Annotated in this window: 16 protein-coding genes; 12 read left to right on the forward strand and 4 right to left on the reverse strand. The window is 72.3% G+C overall.

The annotated features are described in order from the left end of the window. Positions 1-15: 15 nt before the first annotated feature. Positions 16-1,197, forward strand: a complete 1,182-nt coding sequence (gene hutI, locus ACGFN2_RS32565) for an imidazolonepropionase (protein WP_393366336.1) — start codon at positions 16-18, stop codon at positions 1,195-1,197. Between the two features lie 136 nt (positions 1,198-1,333). Here the strand turns inward: hutI and ACGFN2_RS32570 are convergent, their stop codons facing one another. Next, positions 1,334-2,272, reverse strand: a complete 939-nt coding sequence (locus tag ACGFN2_RS32570) for an RNA polymerase sigma factor SigF (protein ID WP_393366338.1) — start codon at positions 2,270-2,272, stop codon at positions 1,334-1,336. 259 nt (positions 2,273-2,531) lie between these two features. Here ACGFN2_RS32570 and ACGFN2_RS32575 point away from each other — a divergent pair, with 259 nt between their 5' ends. The 6 genes from ACGFN2_RS32575 (at position 2,532) to ACGFN2_RS32600 (ending at position 8,301) form a co-directional block, all read left to right on the forward strand. Next, positions 2,532-2,900, forward strand: coding sequence for an STAS domain-containing protein (locus tag ACGFN2_RS32575; RefSeq protein WP_018093152.1), 369 nt, complete (start codon positions 2,532-2,534; stop codon positions 2,898-2,900). 171 nt (positions 2,901-3,071) lie between these two features. Further along, positions 3,072-3,572 carry an ATP-binding protein gene (locus ACGFN2_RS32580; RefSeq protein WP_362613916.1) on the forward strand — a complete coding sequence of 167 codons (501 nt, stop codon included), beginning with the start codon at positions 3,072-3,074 and terminating at the stop codon, positions 3,570-3,572. A gap of 255 nt (positions 3,573-3,827) precedes the next feature. Continuing rightward, positions 3,828-4,550: an LPXTG cell wall anchor domain-containing protein gene (locus ACGFN2_RS32585; RefSeq protein WP_362613919.1), complete on the forward strand. Its 723-nt coding sequence runs from the start codon at positions 3,828-3,830 to the stop codon at positions 4,548-4,550. Between the two features lie 105 nt (positions 4,551-4,655). Then, positions 4,656-5,645: a hypothetical protein gene (locus ACGFN2_RS32590; protein WP_393366341.1), complete on the forward strand. Its 990-nt coding sequence runs from the start codon at positions 4,656-4,658 to the stop codon at positions 5,643-5,645. Between the two features lie 104 nt (positions 5,646-5,749). Next, complete coding sequence (locus ACGFN2_RS32595) at positions 5,750-6,865, forward strand: hypothetical protein (protein WP_393366343.1); 1,116 nt, start codon at positions 5,750-5,752, stop codon at positions 6,863-6,865. A gap of 44 nt (positions 6,866-6,909) precedes the next feature. Beyond that, the gene (locus ACGFN2_RS32600) at positions 6,910-8,301 is read left to right on the forward strand and encodes a hypothetical protein (RefSeq protein ID WP_393366359.1); all 1,392 of its coding nucleotides are present in this window, start codon (positions 6,910-6,912) and stop codon (positions 8,299-8,301) included. Between the two features lie 82 nt (positions 8,302-8,383). On the opposite strand, the gene ACGFN2_RS32605 is transcribed toward ACGFN2_RS32600, so the two are convergent. Beyond that, on the reverse strand, positions 8,384-9,889 hold the full coding sequence (locus tag ACGFN2_RS32605; RefSeq protein ID WP_393366345.1) for a peptide MFS transporter: 1,506 nt from the start codon (positions 9,887-9,889) through the stop codon (positions 8,384-8,386). A 508-nt stretch (positions 9,890-10,397) separates the two neighbouring features. On the opposite strand from ACGFN2_RS32605, the gene ACGFN2_RS32610 reads away from it, so the two are divergent. Continuing rightward, positions 10,398-11,078: a response regulator transcription factor gene (locus ACGFN2_RS32610; protein WP_033266590.1), complete on the forward strand. Its 681-nt coding sequence runs from the start codon at positions 10,398-10,400 to the stop codon at positions 11,076-11,078. Between the two features lie 16 nt (positions 11,079-11,094). Continuing rightward, on the forward strand, positions 11,095-12,342 hold the full coding sequence (locus ACGFN2_RS32615; protein WP_362613927.1) for an ATP-binding protein: 1,248 nt from the start codon (positions 11,095-11,097) through the stop codon (positions 12,340-12,342). Between the two features lie 14 nt (positions 12,343-12,356). Here ACGFN2_RS32615 and ACGFN2_RS32620 read toward each other — a convergent pair whose 3' ends face one another. Together ACGFN2_RS32620 and ACGFN2_RS32625 are read right to left on the reverse strand one after the other, a co-directional pair. Continuing rightward, positions 12,357-12,866, reverse strand: coding sequence for a GtrA family protein (locus tag ACGFN2_RS32620; protein WP_393366347.1), 510 nt, complete (start codon positions 12,864-12,866; stop codon positions 12,357-12,359). A 137-nt stretch (positions 12,867-13,003) separates the two neighbouring features. Next, positions 13,004-13,429 (reverse strand): hypothetical protein, encoded by a 426-nt coding sequence (locus ACGFN2_RS32625; protein ID WP_393366349.1) that lies wholly within the window; start codon positions 13,427-13,429, stop codon positions 13,004-13,006. 186 nt (positions 13,430-13,615) lie between these two features. On the opposite strand from ACGFN2_RS32625, the gene ACGFN2_RS32630 reads away from it, so the two are divergent. The 3 genes from ACGFN2_RS32630 to ACGFN2_RS32640 are packed head-to-tail and all read left to right on the forward strand — an operon-like array spanning position 13,616 to position 16,442. Next, the gene (locus ACGFN2_RS32630; protein WP_393366361.1) at positions 13,616-14,746 is read left to right on the forward strand and encodes a 5-(carboxyamino)imidazole ribonucleotide synthase; all 1,131 of its coding nucleotides are present in this window, start codon (positions 13,616-13,618) and stop codon (positions 14,744-14,746) included. Further along, positions 14,743-15,309 (forward strand): 5-(carboxyamino)imidazole ribonucleotide mutase, encoded by a 567-nt coding sequence (gene purE / locus ACGFN2_RS32635; RefSeq protein ID WP_362613936.1) that lies wholly within the window; start codon positions 14,743-14,745, stop codon positions 15,307-15,309. Before ACGFN2_RS32630 ends, purE begins: the two co-directional genes overlap by 4 nt. Then, the gene (locus ACGFN2_RS32640) at positions 15,306-16,442 is read left to right on the forward strand and encodes a dipeptidase (protein ID WP_393366351.1); all 1,137 of its coding nucleotides are present in this window, start codon (positions 15,306-15,308) and stop codon (positions 16,440-16,442) included. The genes purE and ACGFN2_RS32640 overlap by 4 nt, the downstream gene beginning before the upstream one ends. Positions 16,443-16,653 lie beyond the last annotated feature (211 nt).

Genomic DNA, 16,653 nt, shown 5'->3' on the forward strand with positions numbered 1-16,653 from the left:
GAGAACAACCCCGCGATGACGACGACCTCCGCGCCCACCACCGCCATCACCCACATCGCCCAGCTCGTCACCAACGACCCCTCCCTCGGCGAAGGCCCCCTCGGTCTGATCCAGGACGCGGCGGTCGTCATCGACGGCGACCGCATCGCCTGGGTCGGTCCCTCCAGCAAAGCACCCGCCACCGACAACGCCGTCGACGCCGGCGGCCGGGCAGCCATCCCCGGCTTTGTCGACTCCCACTCCCACCTGGTCTTCGCCGGTGACCGTACCGCGGAGTTCAACGCCCGGATGTCCGGCCGCCCTTACTCCGCCGGCGGCATCCGCACCACCGTCGCCGCCACCCGCGCCGCCACCGACGAGGCCCTGCACGCGAACATCGCCCGCTACCTCGCCGAGGCACTCCGCCAGGGCACCACCACCCAGGAGACCAAGTCCGGCTACGGCCTCACCGTCGAGGACGAGGCCCGCGCCCTGCGCATCGCCGCCGAGCACACCGACGAGGTCACCTTCCTCGGCGCGCACATCGTCTCGCCCGACTACGCCGACGACCCGGCCGGCTACGTCGACCTCGTCACCGGCCCGATGCTGGACGCCTGCGCCCCGCACGCCCGCTGGGTCGACGTCTTCTGCGAGAAGGGCGCCTTCGACGGCGACCAGGCCCGCGCCGTCCTCACCGCGGGGCAGGCCAGGGGCCTGGTGCCGCGGGTGCACGCCAACCAGCTCGGCCACGGCCCCGGCGTCCAGCTCGCCGTCGAACTCGGCGCCGCCTCCGCCGACCACTGCACCCACCTCACCCCGGCCGACATCGACGCCCTCGCGCAGTCCGACACCGTCGCCACGCTGCTCCCGGGCGCCGAGTTCTCCACCCGCGCCCAGTGGCCCGACGCCCGCCCGCTGCTGGACGCCGGTGCCACCGTCGCGCTGTCCACGGACTGCAACCCCGGCTCGTCCTTCACGAGTTCGATGCCGTTCTGCATCGCGCTGGCCGTCCGCGACATGGGCATGACCCCCGACGAGGCCGTGTGGGCGGCGACCGCGGGCGGCGCCCGCGCCCTGCGCCGCACCGACGTCGGCCGGATCGCCCCCGGCGCCCGCGCCGACCTCGCCCTCCTGGACGCCCCCTCCCACGTCCACCTCGCCTACCGGCCGGGCGTCCCGCTCGTATCGGCCGTGTGGCACAAGGGAGTTCTCGTCTGACAGCGGGCTGCGGGGCGGCCTGGCCGCCCCGCCCCGCACAAGCGGAGGAGGGCCTGTCCCGGGTGATCCCGGGGCAGGCCCTCCTCCGCGCGGGCGAACCGCCGGCCGTGGTGGGCCGGCAGGTACCGCGGGGTGCTCACTCCTCGATCATCAGGCCCTTGCGGAGCCGGCCGAGGGTGCGGGAGAGCAGACGGGAGACGTGCATCTGGGAGATGCCCAGCTCCTCGCCGATCTCGGACTGCGTCAGGTTGGCGACGAACCGCAGCGAGAGGATCTTGCGGTCGCGCGGCGGGAGTTCGGCGATCAGCGGCTTGAGGGACTCCACGTACTCGATGCCCTCGAGACCGTGGTCCTCGTAGCCGATGCGGTCCGCCAGCGCGCCCTCGTTGTCGTCCTCCTCGGGCTGGGCGTCCAGCGAGCTCGCGGTGTACGCGTTGCTCGCGGCCATGCCCTCGACGACCTCGTCACGGCTGATGTCGAGCCGCGCGGCGAGTTCCTGCACCGTGGGGGCGCGGTCCAGCTTCTGCGCGAGTTCGTCACCCGCCTTGGCGAGGTCCAGCCGCAGCTCCTGCAGCCGCCGCGGTACCCGCACCGACCAGCTGGTGTCACGGAAGAAACGCTTGATCTCGCCGACGATGGTCGGCATCGCGAACGTCGGGAACTCCACACCACGGCTGAGTTCGAAGCGGTCGATCGCCTTGATCAGGCCGATCGTGCCGACCTGGACGATGTCCTCCATGGGCTCGCTGCGCGAGCGGAACCGGGAGGCCGCGAACTTCACCAGCGCGAGGTTGAGCTCGACCAGGGTGTTGCGGACGTACGCGAATTCGTGGGTGCCTTCCTCAAGCGTTTCGAGGCGCTCGAAGAGGGTCTTGGACAGAGCCCTCGCGTCCACCGGGCCCACCTCGTCGAACGGCGGGATCTCGGGCAGATCGTCGATCTCAGTCAGAGCCGCCAGATCTGATTCGGCGGGCGAGGACTGGGCAGGGATCTGTCCGGTCGGGTCGGACGGGGGTGTCGACGATGCGGGCTGCAGCGTGTCGTCAGTGCGCAATTCGTCGAGCCGGGGTGACATGGTCTCCTCCATCGTTCTCGGCATATGGCTGCCGATGCCTCTACGCGAAGCTGCGGTGTGCGGCGCCTCCAAAGCCGGCCGTTTCGGATGTGTGCTTCTACGCCTACCTGGGTTTGGCTGAAGATGGCAAGTGCGTGGTGTCCGTATATTGAGCAATATGCGGATTGTTCCGCTACCGAGAGGCATCGCGAAGGCGTAGGGTTCGACGAGCGCAGTCGTAAGCAAACAGTCGTCTAGACAGCAAGAGGGGTGCGCGCGCATGGACCGCGGGACGGTCGGCAGTGCAAGCCGGGGCCGGCTTCACGTCGAGATCCGCCATCACGGCGCCAGCGCGGTGGTGACGGTCTCCGGTGAGCTGGATCACCACACGGCTGATCTGTTGCGTGAATCACTGGAGGGGTGTGTGGACGACGGTTACGCACGCCTGGTGGTGGACTGCTCACCCCTTGAGTTCATGGACTCCACCGGACTCAATGTGCTGCTCGGCGCGCGCCTGAAGGCGGAGGCCGAGGGGGGCGGGGTCCACCTGGCGGGGATGCAGCCGGTGGTGGCCCGGGTCTTCGAGATCACGGGCGCGGAGGCGGTCTTCACCGTGCACGACTCGCTCGACGCCGCGCTGGCCGACTGACGTGCCGGCGGTGTCCGGAAGGTTGCATTCCGGGCACGTAGTGCGCGTCACAGCGTCTGTGCCCAAGAAGTGGGTGTTCTCACCGTCCGGTCGGGCAGGAGACATCTGAATCCGTTGAATCAGTCAGTATCTGTTTTCCGTGAACAGGCGAATCGGTGAGGTGAAGCGCTGATGAGCACCACCCGGCCGTACCCGCCGGGCGATCTCGGCCCGGAGCCGGGCGGCGCCGGTGCTTCCGCCGCCCCGGCTGCCGCCGTCCCTGCGGGCCAGATCCGCCGGCTGCGCCTGGCGGGCACCCGCGGGGCCGTGGCCCGCGGCCGTGACTTCACCCGGCAGGCCCTCCACGACTGGGGCTGGCTGCCGGCGGCCGGCGCGGACCGGCGTGCCGCGGCGGAGGATGTGCTGCTCGTCGTCTCGGAGCTGGTCACCAACGCCTGTCTGCACGCCGAGGGACCGGAGGAGCTGCGGCTGCGCTGTACCGCCAAAGTGCTCCGCCTGGAGGTCAGCGACCTCGGCGCGGGCTCACCGGCGCCGCGCAGCCCGCACCGTCCGGGCCGCCCCGGCGGTCACGGCATGTTCATCGTGCAGCGGCTGTGCCTGGACTGGGGCGTGGTGCGCAACCCCGACGGCACCGGCAAAACCGTGTGGGCGGAGCTCGCCGCGCCGTTCTGACGGGCGGGCGGCTCCGTAGTGGAAGAGAAGAGTGGCGCGGGCCTGTGGGCCCGCGCTTCGTCGTGTGCGGAACCCGCCGTGCGGCGCCTTCGGGGCGCCCGGTGGGAGGCCGGAATTCCCCGCTGTCCCGGGCCCGGTGCGATCGGGGCTGCGCTGTGCCTTCCCTCGGCACGGTCCCCGGCGTACCTTGAGCGGCCAATCTGATGTGCCGTCAGGTACCGCCGGCGGTGCGCTCCCGGGAGAAGGGGAACCGTGGTGGCCCGCTTCTACGAACAGCACGGCAGCCGCCCGCGCCGGACGGCCGGCCTCGCCGCGGCCGTGGCGATGGCGGCGGGGTCCGCGGTGATGCTCACCGCGCCGGCCGCCCACGCCGAGGTCGTCGACGTCAACTACCAGTGCAAAACGCCGATCGGCAACAAGGGCGCGGTCTCGCCCATCGATATCAGGAGCACCCCGAGCGGCGGCGCGTACAAGCTCGTCATGTCCTTCCAGAAGGGTGTCTCCTCCAGCCCGGTCGAGCTGGGCAAGGGCGCGATGAAGCCGACCGCGCTCATCCAGCTGGGCGGTGCGGAGAGCGGTACCGTGCCGGTCTCCGGGCCGCCGAACGACCAGTCCATTCCGGCCAACACCCCGATCAAGATCAGTGACTTGAGCGGCACGTACACACCCAAGGGCAGCGGCAAGGTCACCTTCACCGCGTCCACCCTCACCATCAAGGCGCTGGGTACCACCACCACCTGCACCCCCAGCAACCATCCGAAGCCCTCGCTGACCCTCGACGCCAAGGGCTCCGGCGGCACGGGCGGGGCCTCGGGCGGCACCGGCGGCACGGCCACCGGCGGGGCCTCCGGCGGCGGGCAGCTGCCGCAGACCGGACCCGCGGACTCCGCCGTCGCGCTGGGCACCCTCGGCGGCACGGTGCTGCTGGCCGGGGCGGCCGGTGCGCTCTGGCTGACCCGCCGTCACCAGCGGGTGTGACCCGCCGCGTGGGAGGCCAGGACCCGCGCGCCGCCCCGCCGTTCGCCGTACGCCCCGCCGCCCCGGCCGGCCCGGGGAGGCACCCCCTCGCACCAGGAGCCGCCGATGCCGTTCCGTCCCCGCACAGCGGTCAGCGGTGCGATCCTCGCGACCGCCGCCGTGCTGCTGTGCCCCGCCGCGGCCGTGGCCCGGCCGGCCGCCGCACCGGCGCCACCGGGCTGGTCCGCCGCGCCCGCGCCCGGTGCGGGCGCCAGGCCGAGCGACCGGGACCGCCCGTACTTCTACCTGGCGGGCGCGCCGGGCACCGTCATGAACGACCGGCTGTCGCTGCGCAATCCCACCGGCCGGGCCGTCACCGTGCGGCTGCGCGGCACCGGAGCCCGGATCGCGTTCGCCGACGGGGAGGTGCGGGTTCCGCCGCGCACCCGGGCGGCCGTCCCCTTCACGGTGACGGTGGCGCGCGATGCGCCCCCCGGTGACCGCCCCGCCGCGCTGATCGCCACCTCGCGCGGCACGGGGGACGGCGCGGCCGGGCGGCACACCGTGCCGGTGCATCTGCGGGTGACCGGGCCGGCGCTGGCCGCGCTGACCGTCGAGAACCTGTCGGTGCGCGACCGGGGCGAGGCCGCGGTCATCCGGTACACGCTGGTCAACCGCGGCAACACGGTGCTGACCCCGCGGCTCGCGGTGCGTGCCGACGGGCTCTTCGGCCCGGTGCTGCGGCGGGCCGTCCGCACCCTGCCGGGCCGGCTGGCCCCCGGGCAGAGCGCCGATCTGACGGAGACCTGGGCCGGGCCGCCCGCCCTGGACGCGGTGGAGGTACGGCTCACGGCGACGGCGGACGGTGGCGCCCACGGGTCCGCCACCGCCTCGTACACCGCGCTCCCCTGGGGCGCCGTCGCCGGACCGGCCGTCCTCCTGGCGGCGGGAGCGGGCGGCCTGGTGGTCGTCCGCCGGCGACGCCGTGCCCAGGGGCCGGAGGGGGAACGGGGTGAACCCGTGGCGTCCGCGGCCGGCGGCGGGCGGCCGTCCGAGGGGGAAAGGGCGGGCCCGGCAGCGGAGTTGGCCGGCAGCGGAGCGGGAGCGCGCTCGTGAACGGCGGGACGGGCCGGCCGGCGGTCCCCGGCGGGGCGGGGGCCGGTGCGCTCCCGGAGGTGCGCGGTGCGCGGTGGGCGGTACGACGGAGGCGCTGGCGGGCCGTGGCCGTGCTCGTGCTGTGCCTGGGGCTCGCGCCCGCGCTGCCGCCGGCCGCGGCCGCGCAGGCCGCTCCGCACGCCACGGACTCGGCCCCGTATGCCGCGACCGCCGCCGGCGAACCCGGCGTGCGGCTCTCCGCCAAGGAGGCGGGCAAGGGCGGGACCGTCACCGTGACCGGCAGCGGCTGGCGGCCCAGGGCGCTGCTCACGCTGCTGATCTGCGGACAGAACATGATCGGCGGCACCAACTCCTGTGCCAACGGCGACGGGCGGGCCGTCACCACCGACCGTCATGGCGCGTTCCGCCGGGCGCTGCCGGTCGCCGAGCCGCCCAAGCCCTGCCCCTGTGTGGTGCATGTGGCCACCGTGACCGGTGCGGCGGCCGACGCGGAGGCGCCGTTCAAGGTGGCGGGCCACCCGGTGGCGCCGCTGCCCGAGGAGCGCGGCGGCGGCCGGCTGGCGGTCCTCGCGCAGCCCCGGCTGACGGGCAGCAGCGGCCTGCTGACCTGGTTCGGCGCCCCGCCGCAGCGCGAGCTTCGGGTCACGGTCGGCAATCTCGGCTCGGCGCCCGCCACGGACCCGGTCTTCCGGCTGGGTACCTCCCACGGGGTCTTCGCGCCCGTATGGGAGGAACAGCAGTGGCGGGGAACCGTCCCCGCCGGGAAGAAGGCCGAGGTCAGGCTGCCGGTCGAACTGCCGGCCGGCGCCCACGGGGACTATCTCGTCTCCCTCAAATACGGCGGCAAGGTCCTGGTCGAGCAGCCCTGGGGGGTCGGCAGGCCCTGGGGCGTGACGCTCTTCTGGGTGCTGCTCTGCGTGGTGGTCCCGACGGCGGTGTTCCGCATCGGGATGGCCCTCGTGGACCGGGTCCGCCCGCACCGGCCGGGCCGGCGCCGCGGGCGCTCCGCGGGCCGGACGCCCCCGGGCACCCACGCCGCCCGCCGGCCGCACCGCGCGGCCGGCACCGGAGAACGCATCGGAAGCCGGACCTCGGGTGAGCGCGCCACGGACGGCTCCGGTACGCCGGGCGACTCCGCCGCGCTGCCGTGGTTCACCCCGGACACCGCACCGTCCACCACCACATCAACCGAACGACCGACGTCGAAAGGTTCTGCGTGATGAGGCAACGGAGGAGAGTCGCGGTGGCCTCGACGGCCGCGCTGATGCTCGCGGGTGCGGGCATCATGACCACGGCAGGGACCGCCCAGGCAGCGGAGGTGTCGTACAAGACGGAGTGTCTGCCGCCGCCGATATCCGGGCTGCCGCCGATCCAGGGCACCACCAAGGTGGCGGTCAGCGCACCGGGGACGGCGAAGGTCGGCGAGGAGGTCGAGGTGGTCTGGAAGACCCTTGAGGGGGCCTCCAAGAACCCCGACATCCTCGACCTGGGCGAGAACACCGTCCAGCCGACCGGCACGATCAAGGTGGCCGGTGCGCAGACCGGCGATCTGGCGATGCAGGGGCCGCGGGAGAACCCGCCGATCCCCAAGGGCGGCGCGATGAAGCTGTCCGACATGAAGGCCAAGCTCAAGCTGGAGAAGCCGGGTGAGGTCACCCTGACGCCCGGTTTCTACAACATCAACGTCAACCAGCCGATCTCCACGGACACCAAGTGCTCGCCCAAGGAGACGGTGCAGCCCGCGGTCACCATCAAGGTGACCGACGGCGGGGGCGGTACCGGCGGCACGACCGGCGGCGGCACGTCCGGCACGACCGGCGGCGGCACGGCGGGGACGACGGGCACCACCGGCGGCGGCAGCTCCGCCGGTACGGCCTCCGGCGGCGGCACCGACGGCGGCACGACCTCCGGCTCGTCCGGCTCCGCGGCCTCCGGCGGCGCGGCGTCCGGCGGTTCCACGTCCGGCGGTTCCGGTGGTGACCCCGACGGCACCGCGTACAAGGGCAAGCAGGTCGACGTCCCGTACGCCTGCAAGACGCCGATCGGGGACAAGAAGGCGACCTCGCCGGTCCAGATCGACGCGGTGAAGAAGGGCGGCAGTTACGACCTGACGGTGAAGTTCGCCAAGTCCGTCATGGACAGCCCGGCGGACATCCCCAAGGGCGCGGTCACGCCCTCGATGGCCGTCAAGGTCGGCGGCGCCGACAAGGGGTCGGTGAAGGTCGAGGGGCCGGCGAACGCCGGGCCCATCAAGTCGGGCCAGCCGATCGAGATCCCGGACCTGAAGGGCACCTACAAGCCGGGTGCCACCGGCAAGGCCACGCTCACCCCGGGCGTGCTCACCGTCAACGCCCTCGGGACGACCACCACCTGCACCCCGGAGAAGGACCCGGGTGTCTCGCTCGCCCTGGACACCTCGGCGCAGCAGGGCGGTACGTCCGGCGGCGCGGCGGGCGGTGCCTCCGGCGCGGCGGCTTCCGGCGGTAGCGCGGCGGGCCCGGCCAGTGTCTCGGGCGGCAGCGGCGGCGGTCTCGCCGAGACCGGTGCGAACGACCACGGGGCGCTGACCGCGCTCGGTCTCGTCTCCGGCACCGTCATCCTGCTGGGCGGCGCGGTGTTCACGTTCCTGCCGCGGCGCCGGGCGGGGGTCCGCTGACGCGGCACGGCCACGGCACACACGAAGGGGGCGTCGCACCGCCGGTGCGACGCCCCCTTCCGTCAGCCGGGGCGGGACGGCGTCAGTTGACGCCGCCCATCATCTCCTTGACCCGCTTGCGGGACGTCCAGATGCCGATGCCGGCGGCGACCGCGATGGCGGCCTCGACGGTGACCGAGAGCGAGGTGTTCAGGTCGACGTTCAGCTGCGGCGACGTCAGCAGACCCGCCACCGAGTCGCCCGCGGTGACCGCGAGGAACCAGACACCCATCATCTGGGAGCCGTACTTGGCGGGCGCCATCTTCGTGGTCACCGACAGGCCGACCGGGGAGAGGCACAGCTCACCGACGGTCTGGATGAAGTAGACCGCCACCAGCCACATCGGGCTGACCTTGCCGCCGTTGGCCGCGGTGTCGATCAGCGGGATGAGGAAGACGGCGAACGAGATACCGATCAGCGCGAGGCTGGAGGCGAACTTGACGGCGGTGCTCGGCTCCTTGCCGCGCTTGTTCAGCCACAGCCACGCCGAGGCGACCAGCGGGGCGAACGCCATGATGAAGATCGGGTTCAGCGACTGGTACCAGGACGTCGGGAAGTGGAAGCCCAGCAGGGTGTTCGTCGTGGAGTTCTCGCCGAAGATCGACAGGGTCGACCCGTTCTGGTCGTAGATCATCCAGAAGATGGCGGCGACCACGAAGAACCAGATGTAGCCGGAGAGCTTGGACTGCTCCAGATCCGTGAGTTCCTTGTCGCGCTTCATCCGGGCCAGCACCGCGACCGGGATGACCAGACCGGCGATGGTGATCGGCATCAGCGCCCAGTCGGCGAAGTTCCCGGTCGCCGCGAGCGCGGTGTAGAAGACGGTCGCGACGATCAGCCAGAGCAGGCCCTTGCGCAGCGTGGACTTCTTCTCCTCGGGCGTCGCGGGCTGCGCGACAACGTTGCTCTCCGCGCTCAGGGTGCGGGTGCCGAGCAGGAACTGGATGAGGCCGAGGGCCATGCCGACGGCGGCGAGGGTGAAGCCAAGGTGCCAGTTGACGCTCTCGCCGACCGTGCCGATGGACAGCGGGGCCAGGAAGGCACCGAGGTTGATGCCGATGTAGAAGAGCGTGAAGCCGCCGTCGCGGCGCGGGTCTTCGGGGCCGTCGTAGAGGTGGCCGACCATCGTGGAGATGTTGGCCTTCAGCAGACCGGAGCCGAGCGCGACCAGCACGAGACCGGCGAAGAAGCTCGCCGAGGTGGGCAGCGCGAGCGTGACATGGCCGGCGATCACGACACCGGAGCCGACGACGACCGTCTTGCGCGGTCCCCAGAAGCGGTCGGCGATCCAGCCGCCCGGCAGGGTGAGCAGATAGACCATCGCCATGTACACGGAGTAGATCGCCGTGGCCGTGGTGGCCTGCATATGCATGCCGCCGGGCGCGATCAGGTACAGCGGGAGGAGGGCTTTCATGCCGTAGAAGCTGAAGCGCTCCCACATCTCGGTCATGAAGAGAGTGGCCAGGCCGCGGGGGTGGCCGAAGAAGGTCTTGCCGCCGTCCGCAGGGTTCCCCTGCTGGGCAGCGTCCTTCGTCAGGCTGGACGCCATGGATGCTTCCTTGCTGCTACGGGACGCGTTCGCAGAACCGATACGCGCCCGGGTGGGGGGAGGACCGGCACCGGCGTAGTCCCGCCCGCCTCCCCGTCCGGGAGGTGCGGCACCCGCGAGGGCCCGACTGGACGGTCGTACCCCGGATTCCACGCCCCGAAGTGCAAGCGCGCCGGACCCGGTCGGCAGGTCGATCACGGTCCGTCAGGGCCGTTGGTCACGGCCCCGGACACAACGAGGGCCCGATGACGCCAGTTGAGAGTCAGGGGCCCGGGATTGTGCGACAGACGTTCAACCACCATACGACCGCTTCCCCCGCCCGAGGCAGGGGTGAGACAACGGTCACACCGCCGCCGGGAACCATCGGCGCCTGCCGTTCGATCGCGCGCTCTCGCGCGCGCCGGAGGCTTCCGCAGCTCAGCGCGGCTGCGGTGCAGGAACGGTCCGCCGTCGGCCATCCGCGCTGGTCCGCCCCCTCGGCACCGATACATCGGACTACCATCGGGCCATGACCCGTGTACTGCTCGCCGAGGATGACGCGTCCATCTCGGAGCCGCTCGCCCGCGCACTGCGCCGCGAGGGTTACGAAGTCGAGGTGCGCGAGGACGGCCCGACCGCGCTCGACGCCGGTCTCCAGGGGAACATCGACCTCGTCGTCCTCGACCTGGGGCTGCCCGGGATGGACGGCCTGGAGGTCGCCCGCCGGCTGCGCAACGAGGGACACTCCTTCCCCATCCTGGTGCTGACCGCCCGCGCGGACGAGGTGGACACCGTGGTGGGCCTGGACGCCGGCGCCGACGACTACGTCACCAAGCCCTTCCGCCTCGCCGAACTCCTCGCCCGGGTACGGGCCCTGCTGCGCCGCGGCTCCACCGCCGAGCCCCAGCAGCCGCCGGCCACCCACGGGGTGCGGATCGACGTCGAGTCGCACCGCGCCTGGATGGGCGAGGAGGAACTCCAGCTCACGGCCAAGGAGTTCGACCTGCTGCGGGTCCTGGTGCGGGACGCCGGCCGGGTCGTCACCCGCGACCAGCTGATGCGCGAGGTCTGGGACACCACCTGGTGGTCCTCCACCAAGACCCTCGACATGCACATCTCCTGGCTCCGCAAGAAGCTCGGGGACGACGCCGCCAACCCCCGCTACATCGCCACCGTCCGCGGTGTCGGCTTCCGATTCGAAAAAAGCTGAGAAGAGCCACGAGCCCGTGCGCCGCCGTCTGATCAACTCCACGCTCGCCGTGGTGCTCGTCGTGATCGCCGTCTTCGGCGTCTCCCTTGTCATCGTCGAGACCCGCACCATCGAGGCCGGCGCGCAGGAGAGCGTGGCCTCCGAGGCCGTCCGGCTCGTCGGGATAGTGGAGAGCCGGCTGGGCAGCGGCGAGAAGATCACCCCGGACGTCCTCTCCGAGCAGATCACCGCCAAGCGCTACGCGCGGATCACGGTGCCCGGCAAGGCGCCGATCGAGATCGGGAAGCGGCCCTCGGGCGAGGTCATCGAGTCCCGGGTGCACGGCGACCGCGGCGAGTCCGTCACGGTCCAGGACTCCCGCTCCATGGTCAGCGCGGAGATCGGCCGGACGCTGCTGGTCATCCTGGCCGTGGCGCTGCTGGCGATCATCGCCGCGGTGATCCTCGCCGTCCGCCAAGGCCGCCGGCTGACCGCGCCGCTCACCGACCTCGCGGAGACCGCCGAGCGGCTCGGCTCCGGCGACCCCCGCCCGCGCCACCGCCGCTACGGCGTCCAGGAGCTGGACCGGGTCGCCGATGTGCTGGACGCCAGCGCCGAGCGGATCGCGCGGATGCTGACCGCCGAGCGCCGGCTGGCCGCGGACGCCTCCCACCAGCTGCGGACGCCGCTGACCGCGCTGTCCATGCGGCTGGAGGAGATCACCCTCACCGACGACCCGGACACCGTGAAGGAAGAGGCCACCATCGCGCTGGCGCAGGTGGAGCGGCTGACGGACGTCGTCCAGCGGCTGCTGACCAACTCACGGGACCCGCGCAGCGGCTCCGCGGTCGCCTTCGACCTGGACGAGGTCGTCAAGCAGCAGATCGAGGAGTGGCGGCCGGCCTACCGCAGCGCGGGACGGGCCATCGTGCGCTCCGGCAAGAAGAGCCTGCGGGCCGTCGGCACCCCCGGCGCGGTCGCCCAGGTGCTGGCCACCCTGATCGAGAACTCCCTGATGCACGGCGACGGGACGGTCGCGCTGCGCACCCGGGTCACCGGCAACCAGGCGGTCGTCGAGGTCACCGACGCCGGACCCGGAGTGCCGGTGGACCTCGGCTCACGGGTCTTCGAACGGACCGTCTCCGGCCGCAACTCCACCGGTCTGGGCCTGGCCGTCGCCCGGGACCTGGCGGAGGCGGACGGCGGACGGCTGGAGCTGCTCCAGCAGCACCCCCCGGTCTTCGCGCTGTTCCTGGCCCGGGAGGCGGAGCCCGCCGAGGAGTGAGCGGCGCCCCCGGGCTACTTCCGGGAGGTGCTGCGCGGCCGGCGGGAGCCGTCGGCGAGGAAGGACTCGGCAGTCTCTATCGCCTCCCGCGCGGGCAGCGTGCGGAAGACCCAGGTGCGGTAGGACCAGAAGCGGAAGAGCGTGGCGAGGCCGATGCCGAGGAACTTGAAGACGTTGTTCTGGAGCGGGGTGTCCCAGTGGAAGCCGTACGTCGCGACGTAGAGCAGACCGTTCTCGATCACCAGGCCGACCGCGCTGAACAGCAGGAAGAGCGTCAGTTCCCTGGTGCGGCCCCGCTTGTCGCGGTCGCGGTAGGTGAAGTAGCGGTAGCCGAGGTAGTTGGTGCCGGTCGCCACGACCGTCGCGATGATGCTGGCCCGGACCACGGGCACCTCGGTCAGCTGCCGTACGAGGTTGAACACCGCGAAGTTGACCACGACCCCCGCGCCGCCGACCGCGCCGAACTTGACCACTTCACGAGTGAGCGCCTCCAGCCGCGACCGCAGTGCGCTCGGTTCACTCATGGTGGTCGTTCAGCTCCCCGTCGTGGGCGGTGTCCGCGGTCCCGTCAACCCCGGTCCGCTCCTCATGCTAACCACGCGCCGATGCGGGCGCCTGCCATGTGACGAGTCGCCGCGCAACCCCCGGCGGGCCGTCCGGGTCAGCCGACGGTGACACGGAAGTTGAGGCTCCGGGCGCCCGCCTCGTCGGCCGCGCCGGGGCCGCAGCGCCGGCAGCGCAGCAGCCGTAAGTCCGTACGGCCCGCGCGGACGGCCTCGAAGGCCAGGTAGCGGGCGGGCCCGTCCGGCGGCGGCCCGCCGGTGGCCACCCGCCGGCCGGCGGCCCTGAGGACGCCTGGGTCGGGGCGCGGCTCGGCGATGATCCAGCGGTAGCCGCCGGCCGGGTCGTCGGCGACCCGGACGCTGAAGCGGTCACCGGGGGAGACCGCGATCTCGGTGTCGTCCGCGTCGTAGACCTCCGGCGCGGACAACTGGCTGAAAACGGAGTGCAGGGCGATCAGCAGCGCGGTGATCGCGACGGCGATCACCAGCGTCCTGGTGCCCCTCGGTATGCCACTGTGCGCCATCCGGCCTCCCCTTGTGCCGGGCCCGTTCCGGGCTCCGGTCCCGCACCCCGGACCGGCGTGCCGGGGCCGTTGCCGATCTTCCCTCGACGATCTTCGAACGTGCGAACTCAGAGGATCATCCAAGCCGGTATCGAGGCCGCGGAGCCGGGCGGATACCCTGGGGGCGTGACGTTCCCGGTAGTCGGCATGGTCGGCGGCGGTCAGCTCGCCCGTATGACCCACGAGGCGGGTATCCCCCTCGGCATCAAATTCAAGCTCCTCAGCGACACTCCGCAGGAATCGGCGGCTCAGGTGGTCGGTGATGTCGTCCTTGGCGACTACCGCGACCTGGACACGCTGCGCTCCTTCGCGCGTGGCTGCGATGTGATCACCTTCGATCACGAGCACGTTCCCACCGAGCACCTGCGGGCGCTGGAGGCCGACGGCATCCCCGTCCGGCCCGGCCCCGACGCGCTCGTGCACGCCCAGGACAAGGGGGTGATGCGGGCGAAGCTGGACGCGATCGGCGTGCCCTGCCCACGGCACCGCATCGTCTCCGACCCGGCGGACGTGGAACGCTTCGCGGCCGAGGGCGGTGACGGAACGAGCGGCTTCCCGGTGGTCCTCAAGACCGTCCGCGGCGGCTATGACGGCAAGGGCGTCTGGGTCGTACGATCCTCCAAAGAGGCCGCCGAGCCGTTCCGTGCCGGGGTGCCCGTCCTGGCGGAGGAAAAGGTCGATTTCGCCCGCGAGCTGGCGGCCAACATCGTCCGCTCCCCGCACGGCCAGGCCGTCGCCTACCCGGTCGTGGAGTCCATCCAGGTCGACGGCGTCTGCGACACCGTGATCGCCCCCGCGCCCGGACTCGACCCCGAGCTGGCCGGCCAGGCCCAGGAGCTGGCGCTGCGCATCGCCCAGGAGCTGGGGGTCGTCGGCCACCTGGCCGTCGAACTCTTCGAGACCGCCGACGGCCGCATCCTCGTCAACGAACTCGCGATGCGCCCGCACAATTCCGGCCACTGGACCCAGGACGGCGCGATCACCTCGCAGTTCGCCAACCACGTCCGTGCCGTGCTCGACCTCCCGCTCGGCGACCCGCGCCCGCGCGCCCGCTGGACCGTGATGGCCAACGTCCTCGGCGGCGACTACTCCGACATGTACTACGCGTACCTGCACTGCATGGCGCGGGACCCGCAGCTGAAGATCCACATGTACGGCAAGGACGTGAAGCCCGGCCGTAAGGTCGGACACGTCAACACCTACGGCGACGACCTGGCCGACGTGCGCGAGCGCGCCGCTCATGCCGCCGGCTACCTGCGAGGAACGATCACCGAATGACGTCCAGCCCGGCGCCCGAAACCCGCCCCTCCGAGCCGGCCCCCGTGGTCGGCATCGTCATGGGCTCCGACTCCGACTGGCCCGTCATGGAGGCCGCCGCCCAGGCCCTCGCCGAGTTCGAGATCCCCCACGAGGTCGATGTCGTCTCCGCGCACCGGATGCCGCGCGAGATGATCGCGTACGGCGAGGCCGCGGCCGACCGCGGGCTGAAGGCGATCATCGCGGGCGCCGGGGGCGCCGCCCACCTCCCCGGCATGCTCGCCTCGGTCACCCCGCTGCCCGTCATCGGCGTCCCGGTCCCGCTGAAGTACCTCGACGGCATGGACTCCCTGCTGTCCATCGTGCAGATGCCGGCCGGGGTGCCGGTCGCCACCGTCTCGGTCGGCGGGGCCCGCAACGCCGGGCTGCTGGCCGCCCGCATCCTCGCCACCCAGGACGCCGAACTCATGGACCGGATGCGGGAGTTCCAGCAGGAGCTGAACGACCAGGCCACCGAGAAGGGCAAGCGGCTGCGCAGCAAGGTCGCCACTCCGAACGGCTTCGGCTTCGGCGGCGCCAAGTGAGTTCCCGCCGGCGGGCGGCAGCGGACCTGCTCGCCCGCTGGCCCGTCGTCGACGGCCACAACGACCTGCCCTGGGCGCTGCGCGAGCAGGTCCGCTACGACCTCGACCGGCGGGACATCGCCGTCGACCAGTCCGCGCACCTGCACACCGACCTGCCGCGACTGCGGGCCGGCGGCGTCGGCGCACAGTTCTGGTCGGTGTACGTCCGCACCGACTACACGGGCGACCAGGCCGTCAGCGCCACCCTCGAACAGATCGACGTGGTCCGGCAGCTGGTCGCCCGCTACCCCGACGACCTGCGACTGGCCCTCACCGCCGACGACATGGAGGCGGCCCGCGCCGAAGGCCGGATCGCCTCCCTCATGGGCGCCGAGGGCGGCCACTCCATCAACAACTCACTGGCCACCCTGCGCGCGCTCCACCAACTCGGCGTGCGCTACATGACGCTCACCCACAACGACACCATCGACTGGGCGGACTCCGCGACCGACGAGCCGCGCCACCACGGCCTGACCGCCTTCGGCGAGGAGGTCGTCCGGGAGATGAACCGCTGCGGGATGCTGGTCGACCTCTCGCACGTCTCCGCCGACACCATGCGCGACGCGCTGCGCGTCAGCACCGCGCCGGTGATCTTCTCGCACTCCTCCGCCCGCGCCGTCTGCGACCACCCGCGCAACATCCCCGACGACGTGCTGGAGCGGCTGCCCGCCAACGGCGGTGTCGCGATGGCCACCTTCGTGCCGAAGTTCGTGCTGCCGGCCGCGGTCGCGTGGACACAGCGCGCCGACGAGAACATGCGCGCGCACGGGCTGCACCACCTCGACACGACCGAGGCGGGCATGACCGTCCAGCGTGCCTTCGAGGCTGCCAACCCGCGCCCGAAGGCCACCGCGGCCACGGTCGCCGACCACCTCGACCACATGCGGGAGGTCGCCGGCGTCGACCACATCGGCCTCGGCGGCGACTTCGACGGTACGGCGTTCACGCCGGATGACCTCTCCGATGTCGCCGGCTACCCGAACCTGATCGCCGAGCTGATGGACCGGCGGTGGTCGGAGTCCGACCTCGCGAAGCTGACGTGGCGCAATGCGGTGCGCGTCCTGCGGGCCGCCGAGGGCGTAGCCCTCGGCTGACCTCCCACGTTGTCGGCTTTCCCACCGTGGTGGCTCGCGCTGTTTCGGCTCCGCTGCGCGGGGCGTGGGTGCGGGTGATGTTTGTGCGTTCCTCGCCGTTGCGCCTGCGGCGGGCTGGGTCCGCTGCGCGGGGCTGTCGGGGTGCGGTGACGGGCCTCCGGGGCCTGGTGTGTGGACTGCTTCGCTTTACGTCCACACACCAGGCCCCTCC

Origin of the sequence: Streptomyces sp. NPDC048612 (genome assembly GCF_043199295.1) — a bacterium.
In the GTDB taxonomy this organism is placed as follows: domain Bacteria; phylum Actinomycetota; class Actinomycetes; order Streptomycetales; family Streptomycetaceae; genus Streptomyces.